The sequence below is a fragment of the Kribbella sp. NPDC023855 genome, assembly GCF_040639475.1.
In the GTDB taxonomy this organism is placed as follows: domain Bacteria; phylum Actinomycetota; class Actinomycetes; order Propionibacteriales; family Kribbellaceae; genus Kribbella.
This window is the reverse complement of the sequence record NZ_JBFAAA010000003.1, coordinates 155984-169645: the sequence shown is the minus strand read 5'-3', so window position 1 is coordinate 169645 and position 13662 is coordinate 155984. Positions and strand designations below refer to the sequence as shown.

Genomic DNA, 13662 nt, shown 5'->3' with positions numbered 1-13662 from the left:
ACCGGTCCGCTCCTACGGTGAAGTCATGTCCGATCTCGCCTGTGAGCTCCCGACCCCGACCCCTTCGCCGCTGGCTGTCCCCGCTGAACGGCTCGTCACGCCGCGCTTCGCCCGGCTGCTGGTGATGGTGTTCGGGTCAGGGCTGAGCATGTACCTGCTGACCTCGGTGGTTCCGCTGTACCTCGCGGCCAACGGGTCAGGAGGCGTCGGCGCCGGCCTGTCCACCGGCGCGATGATGCTGTCGGCCGTGGCGATGGAGCTGCTGCTGCCACGGATGCTCAGGCGATTCGGGTACTTCGGGACCCTCGGCCTGGGACTCGTACTGCTCGGGGCACCGTCCCTCGTGCTGCTGTTCACCTCGTCGCTGCCGCTCGTGCTCGGCGTCTGCGTGGTTCGCGGCGCCGGCCTGGCGATCATGGTCGTCGGCGCGGTCGCACTGGTCGCCGAACTCGTCCCGGCCCACCGGCGCGGCGAAGGGCTGGGCGTGTACGGCGTTGTGGTCGGCCTCCCGGCCGTGATCGGTCTGCCGCTGGGCGTCTACCTGACCGACGTGATCGGGTACGACGCGTTGTTCGTCCTCGCCGCCGTCGCCTCGCTGGCCGGGTTGGCGATGCTGCCGGGGATGCCGCGCCGTAGTACCGGCGACGAAGAACACCACGTGAAGGTGCTCGGCGGGCTGCGGGGGAGTGGCTTGCTGATGCCGACCTTCGTGTTCGCCGCCGTGACCGTTGCCGCGGGCATCAGCGTGACGTTCCTGCCGTTGGGATCGGACAGCCACTTCGCCGTCGCCGTCGCCTTGCTGCTCCAGGCGATCACCGCTCCCGGCGCCCGATGGCTGGCCGGCCGGATCGGCGATCGGATTGGCCCGACGAAGCTGTTGGCGCCCGCGATCCTGCTGGCCGCGCTCGGCGCCGCGTCGCTGATCTTCGTCGGCACCGCCGTAGCCATCATCGTCGGTGCCGCCCTCTTCGGCATCGGTTTCGGCGCCGCGCAGAACCTGACGCTGGCGATCATGTACGACCGCTCACCCAAGTCCCGCTACGGCCAGGTCAGCGCGCTGTGGAACCTCGCGTACGACGGCGGCTGGGGCATCGGCGCGATCCTCTTCGGCTTCGTGGTCGCCGGCACCGGCTACTCCCTCGCCTTCGGCCTCACCGCCGCGATCGTTGCCCTCGCCATCGTTCCGGCCCTGAAAGCCTCACTGCGGGCGACCAGCTGACAACGGTACGCACCCGAGGTAGGCGGACGATTTCAAGCTGGTGGAAAGGTTTTCGCGAGTGACTCTTTCGCAGGCTAGGGTCACCCCGTCTCGATCGAGACATATCGACTTTTTGCCCTGGAGGGGGACTCCTACATGAAACTGCAGCGCTTCGCGCTCGCACTGGCCGGCGCCGGCCTACTCGCCGCCACCGCCGTCTCGGGCACGGCCGCCGCGGCCGACCCCAACCCGTCCTGGAAGACCAAGCTCGGCGAGAAGTCCCAGACGACGGTCAAGGCCGCCGCAGCCGAGTGCGCGAGCTGGGTCGGCTGGGTGCAGCCGTCCGGGCTTGCGCAGCACGCCGACGTGACCCCGTCCAAGCCGCCGAAGGCCGAGAAGTGGAACGACTTCCAGTTCGTCGGCACCCGGGCGTCCGGCACGTGGTACCTGACCGGCAACAGCACGGGCACCCGCGCCTGGTTCTCCGGCCTGTTCCTGCAGGGCGCCAACCTGTACCGGCAGACGTCCTACGTCAACCTGAGCAACGGAGCCATCACGCCGAGCGCGACCCGGGTCGGTAGCGGCTGGACCAGCTTCACCACCATCGCGACCTCGAACTACAGCATCACGACGCCGCGGCACGCGTACCTGTACGGTCTGAACACCAACGGAAGCCTCTACCGCTACGCTCAGATCGGCACCAGCTTCAAGGCGCTCGGTTCGCTCCCCGGCTTCAAGTCGTTCAAGGCGATGACCGTGATCAGCGAGACGGCGACCTACGACACCCTGCTGATGACGACCAAGGCCGGCGCGATCTACACCGTCCGGATCCCGGTCGCCGCCAACGCCAAGCCGGTCCTCAAGCTCGTCCGCAGCACCGGTTTCGCGGCGTACGAGGCGCTGACCTCCCACAGCTGCGGCACCCGCGGCGGCTCGCTGATCGTCGGCGTCGACCACGACACCGACACCGGCCAGCAGTATGCCTTCAGCAAGTTCAACGGCGCATCCACCGCGATGACCGCCTACGGCAAGATCCCGCTCGTCTTCAACGGCACCACCACCGCACCCTTCACCTCGTACTACGACCAGCTGGTCGGCGAGTAACACTCAGCTCCAACCCAACCGGGGACGCCGCTTCTGCGACGTCCCCGGTTGTTTTTGCCCGACGCACCTGCACCCACGCGCCCTCCCGCGCGCAGGGAGGTCAGAGTTTGCGGAGGCGGACCCAGCGGACTGCGTGGTCGGCGCCCTTGCGGAGGACCAGGGTGGCTCGGGAGCGGGTGGGGAGGATGTTTTCGCGGAGGTTGGGGCCGTTGATGCCGTCCCAGAGGGATTCGGCTTTGGCGATGGCTTCTTCGCGGCTGAGTTCGCCGTAGCGGACGAAGTACGACTCCGGGTTGCGGAAGGCTGTTTCCCAGAGTTTGAGGAAGCGGTGGACGTACCAGGAGCGGATGTCGTCGGCCGCCGCGTCGACGTACACGGAGAAGTCGAAGAAGTCGCTGACCGCCAGGCCGCTCTTGCCGTCCGCGTGACGAGGGGCGGGCTGGAGGACGTTCAGACCTTCGAGCAGGAGGATGTCGGGCTGTTCGACCGTGGTGCGGACGTCGGGCATCCGGTCGTAGTGCAGGTGGGAGTAGACCGGTGCTTCGACGTTGTCCATGCCGGACTTCACCTCGACCACGAAGCGCAGCAGCGACTTGCGGTCGTAGGACTCCGGGAAGCCCTTGCGCAGCATCAGGCCGCGGCGTTCGAGTTCGGCGTTGGGCCACAGGAAGCCGTCGGTGGTGACGAGGGCGACGCGGGGGTGCTCGGGCCAGCGGGCCAGGAGTTCGCGCAGCAGGCGGGCGGTCGTGGATTTGCCGACGGCAACCGATCCGCCGATGCCGATCACGAACGGGGTGCGGGCCGCGGCCGGTTTGCCCAGGAACGACTCGGTGTCACTGTGCAGCGCCCGGGCGTGCCGTACGTAGAGTGACAGGATCCGGGACAGCGGCAGGTACACCTCGCGGACCTCGTCGATGTCGATCTCGTCCCCGAGACCGCGCAGCCGCTCGATCTCCTCGGCCGTCAGCGGGGACTCGGTCGTCTCGGCCAGTTGGGCCCAGGCGGCGCGGTCCAGCTCGGTGTACGGGGTCACCTCCCGCGACGGCTGCAGCATGGGGCCCATTCTTCCCACACCTGGCGGGGATACGCTGACCGGCATGTGCGGCAACGAGACTGTGGGTGTGGCAGTTGTCACACCGCGGACCCCATGATCGTCGGCGTGGGCATCGATGTGGTCGATGTCGAGCGGTTCATGAAAACGCTCGAGCGGACCCCGGGACTGCGCGGCCGGGTCTTCACCGAGGCCGAGGCGAAGAAGCCGCCCGCCTCGCTGGCGGCCCGGTTCGCGGCCAAGGAGGCGCTGGCCAAGGCGCTTGGCGCGCCGGCCGGGATGCACTGGCACGACGCCGAGGTGTGGACCGACGACAGCGGCCGGCCGTGGCTGGAGATCACCGGGACGGTCGCCGAGCAGGCCGCGCGGCTCGGGGTACAGAGTCTGCATCTGTCCCTGAGTCATGACGCCGGCATCGCGTCGGCGGTCGTCATCCTGGAGGGTTGAGATGCGCCGCGCCCACACCGTCGAGCAGGTCCGGGCCGCCGAGGCCGAGCTGATGGCCAAGCTCCCCGACGGAACGCTGATGCAGCGCGCCGCGACCGGGCTTGCTGTTGCCATCAGCAACTTCATCGGCTCCACGTACGGCGCCCGCGTGGTGCTGCTGGTCGGTTCGGGTGACAACGGCGGAGATGCCCTGTACGCCGGGGAGAAGCTGGCCCGCCGCGGCGCTCAGGTGGTGGCCGTCCTGCTCTCGGACAAGTACCACCGCGAAGGCCTCGCCGCGCTAACAACAGCCGGCGGCCGCGTCGGCACCACGGACGATGTCGCCACAGCTGATGTCGTTGTCGATGGCATCGTGGGGATCGGCGGCAGGCCCGGGCTCCGGCCGGACGCGCTCGTCGCCGTACAGATCGCCGAGGAACACCACGTGCCGATCGTTGCGGTCGACATGCCCTCTGGAGTCGACGTGGACAGCGGCGAGACACCGGATGAGCACGTGAAGGCAGCACTGACCGTCACGTTCGGCACTCACAAGATCTGTCACCTGATCGACCCGGCCGCCGCGGCGTGTGGGCCGGTCCATCTCGTCGACATCGGTCTCGACCTGCCCCCCGCGCCGATCGAGTCGCTCCAGTCGGCCGACATCCGCAAGCTCTACCCCGTACCGACCGGCGAGTCCGACAAGTACTCCCGTGGCGTCCTCGGCCTGATGGCCGGCTCAGCCCAATATCCGGGTGCCGCGGTGATCGCGACCTCGGGCGCGCTGGCCGGGCCGATCGGGATGCTCCGGTACGTCGGTCCCGACGCCGTCGCGGAGGCCGTCCGGGCGGTACACCCCGAGGTGGTGGCCGGTGAAGGGCGCGTCCAGGCGTGGGCCATCGGCTCCGGACTCGGTGATGAGTTGGACGTCGCCAAGGTGCGTGAACTGCTCGACGGCGAGGAGCCGGTGCTGCTCGACGCCGACGGGTTGAAGGCGCTCGACGACACCGGCGACCACCCGCGCGTGCTGATCACCCCGCATGCCGGCGAACTCGCCCGGCTGCTCGGCGTCGAACGCTCGCAGGTCGAGTCCGAACGCCTGAAGCACGCCCGCGAGGCGGCCGAACGCTTCGACGTGACGGTCCTGCTGAAGGGATCGACCACCGTCATTGCCGCGCCCGACGGCCAGGTCCGGGTCAACACCAACGCCGGCGCGTGGCTCGCCACGGCGGGCGCGGGCGACGTACTGGCTGGTCTGTGTGGAGCCCTCCTGGCTGGCGGCCTCACCCCGCTCGACGCGGCTTCGGTTGGTGCCTACCTGCACGCCGCTGCGGCCAACCTGGCTTCCGATGGTGGTCCGATCACCGCCATGCAGGTCGCGGCAAAGGTGCGGGAGGCGAGCCGGCAGGTGTTGCTTGAAGGGGAAACAACCGGGTAGGACAGAGGTGCCAGTGCCTCCACCGCCCGAGGAGTTCGCACATGAAGCGCTTACTCGTCCTGTCCCTGGCCATCTTGCTCGGCGTCGCAGGGCTTCCCGCAACAACAGCGGCAGCCGCCAGTACGCCGTACGTCGCGGATCGCGCGACCAAGATCGATGTGATGGGGGAGTGGGCGCACCCCGATGACGACACCAGCATCATCGGGCCGTGCGGCGTCTGGCACCAGAAGTACGGGACCAAGTGCGGCATCATCATGGTCACCCGCGGCGAGGGTGGTGGGAACTCGGCGGGTAACGAGCTCGGGCCGGAGCTCGGACTGCGCCGGGAGAACGAGGACCGGGTCGCGCACTACCGGTCCGGCACGGTCGACATCTTCAACCTGGACCGCGTGGACTTCTTCTACAACCAGAGCGCGCCGCTGACGCAGTACTTCTGGGACGAGGAGGAGACGCTGCGCCGCGTCACCCGGGTGATCCGGACGACGCAGCCGGAGATCTACATCGGCTTCACCCCGACGCTCAACGCCGGGCACGGCAACCACCAACAGGCCGGCCGGCTGATCTGGGAAGGCGTGCTCGCGGCCGCAGACCCGACCAAGTTCCCCGAGCAGTTGCAGGGCAAGAACGCGTTGAGCACCTGGCAGGTCAAGAAGGTGTTCTCGGGTGGCAGTACTGCGGGCACTGGCGGGACGACCACCTCGCCCAACTGCACCACCGGGTTCGTCCCCAGCGGGCTCGACACGGTCGCGGGCGTCTGGACCGGCTACGACTCACCGTACAAGTGGCCGGCCGGGAACCTGCAGGGCAAGCCGGCCGGGTCGGCGAAGATCTGGCAGCAGGTCGCGGACGAAGGACGCGCGGCCTATCCGACGCAGAGTCGCGTGATGTACAAGGGCGACTCGGCTCCTGCCTGCCCGCGCTTCGCGATGACCCAGTCGTTCGTACCGTTCCAGCCCAATACCAGCCCACAAGCCGGCCTGGACGACGCGATCCTGTTCGGCGCGACCAAACCGGATCCGGGCGGGCTGCCCAAGGGAACACTGGAGTACCTGACCTTCTCGCGCTTCCTCAACGTGGCAGGTGAGCCTTTCCAGGCGACACTCCACCTCAGAGGCTCGCTACAACCGGGCAAGGCCGAGCTGACCGTGCCGCCGGGCTGGACTGTGAGCCCGGCGGCGGACGTCGGCAAGGTGGAAGGCAGCAAAGAGGTGACCTTCACCGTCACGCCCAGCGCGACCGCGACGGTCAACCAGAACTACAAGATCTCCGCCCTCTTCACCAGCAGCACCACGACCGGCTACACCGACAACGTCGTACGGATCGTGCCGCCGACGGAGGGCCGCTTCCAGCGGTGGGGGAACTGGCAGGAGTACGACGAATGGCTGGCCGGTACGGCGCCGCAGGCTACCCGGCTCGGTCGCTCGGCGGCGGTCCAGTCGATGCCGGTCGGCAGCACGATCGCGCTGCCGGTCGTCGTGCACAACTGGTCCAGCCAGCCACAGAGCGGCACGGTCGCGCTGACTCTGCCCGGGAACTTCACGGTCGACGCGGCGACGAAACCCTACGAAGGGCTGGCGCCGGGCTCGGAGACCACGGTGACCTTCCAGCTCACCAACACCGACACCGCCTTGCCTGCAACGCAGAACGTCCAGATCCCGATCGTCACCGGATCCAGCAGTGAGACGCTGACCCTCTCACTCGTCCCCAAGACGGCGATCCCCCAGACCTCGGCCGCACCGGTTGTCGACGGCACAGCAACGCCCGGCGAGTACGCCGGTCCGATACTCGACCTCGGCCGCATTTGGCAGGGCGCGAGCGGTTGCACCGGTGTTGACGACTGCGGCGTCTCGTCGACGGGCGAGGGCAGTACTGCGAAGGTCACCTGGTCGGACGATGCGCTCTACTTCTTCGTCCACGTCCGCGACGACTACCAGTCCTATGCCGTCACGCCCGAGGAATGTGTCGGGCACTGGCAGGCCGACTCGGTGGAGATCCTGCTCGACCCGCGCGGCAACGCGTCGCAGGTGCTCAAGGACACCGCGAACACCTTCAAACTCGGCATCTTCCCGTTCACCAACGACCCGGGCAACCGCAACGGCAACGGCGTCAACGGTCCTTGCTGGGAACGCGATGCCGACAACCACCAGGGCTACTCGACCGGACCGCTCAGCATCGGCAACGCCCCCGGCGTACAGGTCGCGTCTACTGCCAAGTGGGTCGGCAGCAACGAGACGACCACACCGCACGCGTACGCCGGTGGCGGCTACGACCTGGAGGTGAAGATCCCGCTTGCCGCGCTCCCCGCTGCGGTCGACCCGGCCAAGCTCGGCCTGAACATCACGCCGTACGACAACGACGACACCTCGGCAGCCGGTACGACGACGTTGCGGCACATCGACATGAGTACGCGCCTGGGTTGGTCGGCACTTGGCTCGGTGCAGTCCGATCCGTACCGCTGGGGCCAGGCGTCCCTCACCGGCTACACGCCACCCGCCGATCGCCCGACCACCCCGGCACCGCCGAACGTGTCCAACCCCAACCTCAACGGCGCACTGTCGCCCCAGACGATCGCACAGTCTGCACGCAACGGCGTACCGATCTCTGGTCGCGTCCCTACGTCAGAACTCAAGGTCCTGTACGCCGGGTTGGGTCGCAGCTCGGTAGAGCTCTACACATACGCCGGTACTCCGGGGACGGCTCGCCTGTTCCTCTGGAGCGGCCTGATCGGGGCTATCCCCGTCTACACGACGAGTTGCTCGCCAGCCGCCGACCCGCCGCCGGACTACGGGCTGACGCCGTGTGCTGTCACGGATGGCGGCTATCCGCCCTGGTCGCCGGACATGAGCGGTCATGTGGTGAAGCAGACGACGCAGCAGCTGACCACTGGGGTGAAGCGCCTCTCCATCCCATTGACGGCCGCGCAACGAGCACGGATGGCGAAGGACGGCCGGCTGCTGATCTCCTTCGAGACAACGCAGAACCAGGTGCAGGCGTTCGACATCAGGCTCAGCGGGCGGTGAGGTCGATGCCGTTGCCGTCGGGAGCGCGAAGCTTCAGGCGGTCGGCCTCGATGGAGTAGGTCCGCTCACCCTTCAAGGCAGCCAGAACGGTCTGCTCGAGCTTGCCCTCTTCGCCGACACAGGCCTTCCGGGTGGAGCTGAGCTCGCCGAAGGTCAGCTTGTCGCCTGACTTCGCCACGATGCCCTGGAAGTGGTTGCAGCCCGTCGAGCCGGTGATCCGCTCACCGCTGATCGTGAAGTACGCCTTCTCGGAGCCGACCGTGTGCGACGCGGTCTCGCCGGAGATCACGGTTTCCAGCGACCACTTGGTCCCGTCGAGCGGCTTGTCCGGCTGGGCGGTCTCGCGGTCCTGCAGGACGATCTCGGTGGTGCCCTTGCTGACGGTGAGCTTGTCGGACGCGAGCTTCCACATGGGTTCGTCCTGCAGCAGCTTGGCCAGCCAGTCGTCCTGCGCGTGCCGGGCCGGGTCGCACCCCATGCCGGTCGTCTCGAGGTCCTTCACGGTCAGCTTGCCGTCACCTCGCGACACCTTGCCGATCATGGAGTTGCAGCCGGCGCTCGCGCTCAGCCGGCTGCCGTCGAGGAACTGCAGCTGGATCCGGGTCTGCGGCGCCAACTGCTTGGGCTTGCCGTTCTCCGTCACGCTCACGGACAGAAACGACTTCCCGTCCAGCGAACCGCTGGCCGCAGACTCGTTCCCGCACGCGCTCAACAGCACCAGGCCGGCCGCGGCGACACCCACCATTCGCATTCTCACAACCTACGGACGCCGAGGTGCACTCCGGCGTTGCACCGCTACCGAAGATGTCCACCCAGTACTTCGGCCGCGCGCGCCACGTCGTCAGCGGTGGTGGTGAGGTGGAACGCCATCCGGAGCCGGCCCGCGCGGACGCCGGCGACGATGCCGGCTTCCGCCATCAACTCGGGCACCTTCTCATCGGCCTCGGCGGACACGATGGCGGAGTTGGATGGAGCGAGACCGGTGGCGTCCCGGAAGGCGGCCGCGAGCGAGGTGTTGTGGGCGTGGATGGCGTCGACGCCGACTTCCCGGAGGAGTTCGAGTGCCGGAGCGGCAGCCACCCAGCAGTGCCAGGCCGGCGAGAGGTCGAAGCGGCGGGCGTCCTCGGCCAGTCGCAGGGGTGATCCGTAGATGCTCCTCCAGGGCGACGGACCGGCGTACCAGTTGGCGTTGAGTGGGGTGAGGGCGTCGAGGTACTCGGGCTGCACGGTGAAGAAGGCGGTGCCGCGCGGGGTGAGCAGCCACTTGTAGCCGCCCGCGATGGTGAACGCGTACTGGGAAGCGTCGATCGGCAGCCAACCGGCCGACTGCGTGGTGTCGAGCAGCACCCGTACGCCGGTCGCGCGCAGCGCGCCGAGGTCGGCGATCCGGCCGTCCGCCGACTGCACCGCGGAGACCGCGACCAATGCCGTCTCCGGGCGTACTTCGTCGGCAATGCGTTCCAACGGCACTTCGCGGACTCGGTGGCCGAGCGCGAAAAACGGAAAAGTCAGACTGGTGAATTCACCCTCCGCGATCAAGACGTCGCTATTGGTAGGCAGCCAGTTGGCGACCATTCCGGTGAATACCGAGACCTGGCTGCCGACCGCGATCCGGCTGGGTTCGACGCCGACCATTTCCCCGTACGCCGCTCGCGCGCGGGCCAGCGGTTCGTCGTACGACGCCGGGTCGGCGGTGCCGTCTCGCCATGACATCAGCGCGCTCTGCAAGGCGTCCCAGCTCGCTCGCGGCGGCAAGCCGAAGGTGGCGGTGTTCAGGTAGATGCCGGCCGGGCTGAAGCCGCGCTGGGCCTGTTCGATGCTCGTCATGGTTCAACCCTCGGGCCGGCGGGGCCCAAGCGGTAGACCGTCCTGCTGAGGTCAGCTCAAACGAACGCTTTGAGCAGATGAACACCGCGGGAGCGAAAAGCAAATAGTCACCAACGCTGGTTTCGCGCCGCTCTTCATAGCACCATGCTCCTGCGTGAACCCCTTTCCGAGCTAGGAGCGAATTTCCTGTGGCAATCTCCAGAGCGCGCCGGCGCATCGTGGCGGCGGCGATCCCGCTGGCCGTGATCGCGGCGACGGCCGGGCTTCCCGGTACCGCGAACGCCCTCTCGACCGACGTCGTCATCTCCGCCGTGTACGGCGGTGGCGGCAACTCCGGCGCGATCTTCAAGAACGACTACATCGAGCTCGCCAACCTGAGCGACAGCCCGGTCGACGTCTCGTCGTGGTCGGTCCAGTACACGTCGGCTACGGGCACGACCTTCCAGCTCACCAACCTGACCGGCAGCATCCCGGCACACGGCAAGTACCTCGTCCAGCAGGCCGCGGGAGCGGCCGGGACGACCGCCCTGCCCACGCCGGACGCGATCGGGACGATCCCGATGGGGAGCACCTCCGGCGTCGTCGCGCTGGTGACGAGGCAGAGCCCGCTCGTGGGCTGCGGTACCGCCTGCGCGACCGCACCGGACGTCAAGGACCTGGTCGGCTACGGCGCGACGGCGAACGTCGAGACAGCCGCGGCCCCCGGGCTCAGCAACACGACGGCCGACGCGCGGACCGGCGCGATGATCGACACCGACAACAACGCGGCCGACTTCGCCTCCGGCGTACCGAAGGCGACGAACTCCGCCGGCACCACCGTCACCGCCGGCGACGACCCGGGGACCCCCGACGACCCGACCCCCGGCCCGCACCGCATCCACGACATCCAGGGCGGCGGCCGGGTCTCCTCACTGGTCGGCACGAACGTCACGAACGTTCCCGGCATCGTCACGGCAGTCCGGGTCACGGGTAACTCGCGCGGCTACTGGTTCCAGGACCCGACCGCAGACGCGGACCCGCTGACCAGCGAGGGCCTGTTCGTCTACACCGGCAGCACCACGCCGGCTGTCGCCATCGGGGACTCCGTCGTGGTCTCTGGCCGCGTCACCGAGTTCCGGCCGGCCTCGGGTGCGCAGACGCTCACCGAGATCGGCGGCACGGTCAAGACCATCAAGGTCAGCAGCGGCAACGCGTTGCCGGCCGCAGTACCGGTGGCCTTCCCTGACGCCTACACGAAGACCGGCAACCTCGAGACGCAGCCGCTGGAGCCGTCGAGCTACGTGCTGGACTGGCTCGAGGTGCACGAGGGCATGCGGATCACCGTGGCCCAGGACACGCGCCTGGTCAGCCCGGTCGAGACCGAGTTCGGCGAGCTGTGGGTGACGCTCAAGCCGAACCAGAACCCGACTCCGCGCGGTGGCACCGTCTACACGTCGTACGACGACCCGAACAGTGGCCGGTTGATGATCCAGGCGCTGAACGGCGCACCGGCCGCGAACGTCGGCTCCACCCTCGCCGCCGGAACCACCGGCGCGCTCGACTACCAGTCGTTCGGTGGCTACGTCCTGCAGGCGACCCAGCTCGGCACCATCACCGAGGGCGGGCTGAAGAAGCAGAAGGTGCTGCCGCCGAAGAAGGCCGGCGACCTGTCCGTCGCGACCTACAACGTCGAGAACCTGGCTGCCAACAACCCGGCCGCCAAGTTCGCCCGGCTGGCGCAGGCGGTCGTGTCCAACCTCGGCTCGCCCGACATCCTCGCGCTGGAAGAGATCCAGGACAACAACGGCGCGACCAACGACTCCGTCGTCGCGGCCGACCAGACGGTGGCGAAGTTCATCGCCGCGATCCAGGCAGCCGGCGGACCGGCGTACGACTGGCGCGGAATCGACCCGAACGACGACACCGACGGCGGCCAGCCCGGCGGCAACATCCGCCAGGTGTTCCTGTTCAACCCGGCCCGTACGACGTTCGTCGACCGCCCGGGCGGTGACGCGAACACGGCCGTCTCGGTCGTCCGCGCCCGGCCGACCAGCAACCAGGTCGCGCTGTCGGTCTCGCCCGGCCGCATCGACCCGACCAGTGACGCCTGGGCCTCCAGCCGCAAGCCGCTCGTCGGGGAGTTCCGCTTCGACGGTGACAAGCAGTTGTTCGTGGTGGCGAACCACTTCAACTCCAAGGGTGGCGACCAGCCGCTGACGGCAGCCGTCCAGCCGCCGGTGCGCGGTTCCGAAGTACAGCGGCTGAAGCAGTCCGCGGAGGTGCACGAGTTCGTCAAGGATCTGAACGAGAAGAGCGCCGGCCGGGCCCGGGTCGTCGTGCTGGGCGATCTGAACGACTACCAGTTCAGCCCGGCCATCCAGACCCTGACCGGTAACGGGACCCAGCTGACGACGCTGATCGACACGCTGCCCGTCGCGGAGCGGTACAGCTACATCTTCGACGGCAACTCGCAGGTGCTCGACCACATCGCGATCAGCCCGGCGATCAAGGGCTACTCGTACGGCGTCGTGCACATCAACGCCGAGTTCTCCGACCAGGCCAGCGACCACGACCCGCAGATCGTGCGGATCCTGACCGGCTGTGACATCGATCCGCTGCCGAAGCGCTGCCGGCCGGGCAGCCCAGTGGTAGACGAGTAGTCATGACTGCCGACCTCGACCCCAGACGACTGCTGATCTTCCGTGAAGTAGCCCGGCTGGGGTCGTTGTCGGCGGCGGCGACCACGCTGGGCTGGACGCAGCCCGCCGTCGGCCAGCACATGCAGCGGCTGGAACGCGACGTCGGCATCCCGCTGATGCTCCGCTCCGTCCGCGGCATCACCCTGACCGAAGCCGGTACTGCGCTGCTGGCGCACGCCGACGCGCTCGCCTCCCGGCTGACGGCCGCCGAGACGGAGTTGCGGGCCTTCGCCTCGATGGAGCTGGGCACGTTGTCGCTCGCGGCGTTTCCATCGGCGGCTGCTGTCCTGGTGCCACCGGCGCTGGCGAAACTGGAGTCCCGCGCGCCCGCGCTCGAAGTACGGCTGACAGAAGCAGAACCACCAGAAGCAAGAGCACTGGTGACCGCCGGCGATGCCGATCTGGCGCTCATCTTCGAGCACGTGGTGTCCGAGGACAGGGCTGGGGAAGCGGGCGGCGCCGCGGGGCGGGATGGTGACTTGGTCACGGTGCCGCTGCTTGAGGACCCACTGCGGGCCGTGGTGCCCGTCGGCCATCGCCTGGCCGGCCGGGCACGGCCGATCGCCCTTGGCGATCTGGCCGATGAGCGGTGGGTTGCGGGGTGTCCGCGGTGTGAGGAGAACCTGCTGGTCACGACTCGGGCCGCTGGATTTGTGCCGGATGTCCGGCATCGGACCGACGACTATGTGGTCGCTCAGCGGCTGGTCGCCGAAGGGCTTGCTGTCACCTTGCTGCCGGGGCTTGCGCTGCACGCGGCGCCAGGGACTGGCGTTGCCGTGTTGCCCGTGCGGACTTCGCCCGAGCGTCAGGTCGGCGTACTGGTTCGGGCGGAGTTGATGCAGAGTGCGGCAGTCGTGGCCGCGATCGAGGCTCTGCGAGTGGTGGCCGAGCAGACCGCCAAGCGACTGGTCTCGTTGTCGTAG

Annotated in this window: 10 protein-coding genes; 7 read left to right on the top strand and 3 right to left on the bottom strand. The window is 68.5% G+C overall.

Features of this window, described 5'->3' with window-relative positions:
* Positions 1 to 25 precede the first annotated feature (25 nt).
* Together AB0F51_RS11485 and AB0F51_RS11480 are read left to right on the top strand one after the other, a co-directional pair.
* Positions 26 to 1219: an MFS transporter gene (locus AB0F51_RS11485; RefSeq protein ID WP_360277719.1), complete on the top strand. Its 1194-nt coding sequence runs from the start codon at positions 26 to 28 to the stop codon at positions 1217 to 1219.
* Between the two features lie 135 nt (positions 1220 to 1354).
* The gene (locus AB0F51_RS11480; RefSeq protein WP_360277717.1) at positions 1355 to 2302 is read left to right on the top strand and encodes a hypothetical protein; all 948 of its coding nucleotides are present in this window, start codon (positions 1355 to 1357) and stop codon (positions 2300 to 2302) included.
* A 100-nt stretch (positions 2303 to 2402) separates the two neighbouring features.
* Here the strand turns inward: AB0F51_RS11480 and coaA are convergent, their stop codons facing one another.
* Positions 2403 to 3356, bottom strand: coding sequence for a type I pantothenate kinase (gene coaA, locus AB0F51_RS11475; RefSeq protein WP_360277714.1), 954 nt, complete (start codon positions 3354 to 3356; stop codon positions 2403 to 2405).
* A 93-nt stretch (positions 3357 to 3449) separates the two neighbouring features.
* On the opposite strand from coaA, the gene AB0F51_RS11470 reads away from it, so the two are divergent.
* The 3 genes from AB0F51_RS11470 to AB0F51_RS11460 are packed head-to-tail and all read left to right on the top strand — an operon-like array spanning position 3450 to position 8234.
* The gene (locus AB0F51_RS11470) at positions 3450 to 3800 is read left to right on the top strand and encodes a holo-ACP synthase (protein WP_360277711.1); all 351 of its coding nucleotides are present in this window, start codon (positions 3450 to 3452) and stop codon (positions 3798 to 3800) included.
* A gap of 1 nt (position 3801) precedes the next feature.
* Positions 3802 to 5214 (top strand): NAD(P)H-hydrate dehydratase, encoded by a 1413-nt coding sequence (locus AB0F51_RS11465; protein WP_360277708.1) that lies wholly within the window; start codon positions 3802 to 3804, stop codon positions 5212 to 5214.
* 41 nt (positions 5215 to 5255) lie between these two features.
* Complete coding sequence (locus AB0F51_RS11460) at positions 5256 to 8234, top strand: sugar-binding protein (protein WP_360277705.1); 2979 nt, start codon at positions 5256 to 5258, stop codon at positions 8232 to 8234.
* Here the strand turns inward: AB0F51_RS11460 and AB0F51_RS11455 are convergent.
* A complete protein-coding gene (locus AB0F51_RS11455; protein ID WP_360277702.1) occupies positions 8221 to 8985 on the bottom strand; it encodes an META domain-containing protein in 765 nt (254 codons plus the stop codon). The two genes, AB0F51_RS11460 and AB0F51_RS11455, sit on opposite strands and share 14 nt — an antisense overlap.
* A gap of 44 nt (positions 8986 to 9029) precedes the next feature.
* Positions 9030 to 10061, bottom strand: a complete 1032-nt coding sequence (locus AB0F51_RS11450) for an aminotransferase class V-fold PLP-dependent enzyme (protein ID WP_360277699.1) — start codon at positions 10059 to 10061, stop codon at positions 9030 to 9032.
* 188 nt (positions 10062 to 10249) lie between these two features.
* Between AB0F51_RS11450 and AB0F51_RS11445 the strand changes: the two genes are divergently transcribed.
* Both AB0F51_RS11445 and AB0F51_RS11440 read left to right on the top strand, forming a co-directional pair.
* Complete coding sequence (locus AB0F51_RS11445; RefSeq protein ID WP_360277697.1) at positions 10250 to 12700, top strand: lamin tail domain-containing protein; 2451 nt, start codon at positions 10250 to 10252, stop codon at positions 12698 to 12700.
* Between the two features lie 2 nt (positions 12701 to 12702).
* The gene (locus AB0F51_RS11440) at positions 12703 to 13662 is read left to right on the top strand and encodes a LysR family transcriptional regulator (RefSeq protein ID WP_360277694.1); all 960 of its coding nucleotides are present in this window, start codon (positions 12703 to 12705) and stop codon (positions 13660 to 13662) included.

Excerpts from the sequence above, each read along its gene's own strand:
- coaA (WP_360277714.1), bottom strand. The coding sequence starts at position 3,356 with ATGCTGCAGCCGTCGCGGGAGGTGACCCCGTACACCGAGCTGGACCGC.
- AB0F51_RS11460 (WP_360277705.1), top strand. The coding sequence starts at position 5,256 with ATGAAGCGCTTACTCGTCCTGTCCCTGGCCATCTTGCTCGGCGTCGCA.
- AB0F51_RS11470 (WP_360277711.1), top strand. The coding sequence starts at position 3,450 with ATGATCGTCGGCGTGGGCATCGATGTGGTCGATGTCGAGCGGTTCATG.
- AB0F51_RS11480 (WP_360277717.1), top strand. The coding sequence starts at position 1,355 with ATGAAACTGCAGCGCTTCGCGCTCGCACTGGCCGGCGCCGGCCTACTC.
- AB0F51_RS11485 (WP_360277719.1), top strand. The coding sequence starts at position 26 with ATGTCCGATCTCGCCTGTGAGCTCCCGACCCCGACCCCTTCGCCGCTG.
- AB0F51_RS11450 (WP_360277699.1), bottom strand. The coding sequence starts at position 10,061 with ATGACGAGCATCGAACAGGCCCAGCGCGGCTTCAGCCCGGCCGGCATC.
- AB0F51_RS11440 (WP_360277694.1), top strand. The coding sequence starts at position 12,703 with ATGACTGCCGACCTCGACCCCAGACGACTGCTGATCTTCCGTGAAGTA.
- AB0F51_RS11455 (WP_360277702.1), bottom strand. The coding sequence starts at position 8,985 with ATGCGAATGGTGGGTGTCGCCGCGGCCGGCCTGGTGCTGTTGAGCGCG.
- AB0F51_RS11465 (WP_360277708.1), top strand. The coding sequence starts at position 3,802 with ATGCGCCGCGCCCACACCGTCGAGCAGGTCCGGGCCGCCGAGGCCGAG.